1 protein-coding gene is annotated in these 297 nt (G+C 75.8%); it reads right to left on the reverse strand.

The annotated features are described in order from the left end of the window. Positions 1–297 (reverse strand): hypothetical protein (locus tag ACZ6S6_RS33100; protein ID WP_469708586.1); only part of this gene is annotated, 297 nt, incomplete at both ends.

The raw sequence follows: 297 nt of genomic DNA on the forward strand, positions 1-297 counted from the left end.
GAGGGAGGCTTGCGCGGCGGGGTCGCGGGCCAGCAGTGCGACGGTCTGTTCGTCCGCCCCGGCCTCCCGCAGCACCTTCAGCAGCCAGGCGACGGCGGCCGGGTCATCGAGGGAGGCTTGCGCGGCGGGGTCGCGGGCCAGCAGTGCGACGGTCTGTTCGTCCGCCCCGGCCTCCCGCAGCACCTTCAGCAGCCAGGCGACGGCGCTCGGGTCGTCGAGGGGGGTGTGCGCGGCGACTCCCTCTGCCAGTGCGGTGACCTGTTCGTCCGCCCCGGCCTCCCGCAGCGCCTCCAGCAG

It is taken from the genome of Streptomyces sp. NPDC048671, from assembly GCF_055587045.1.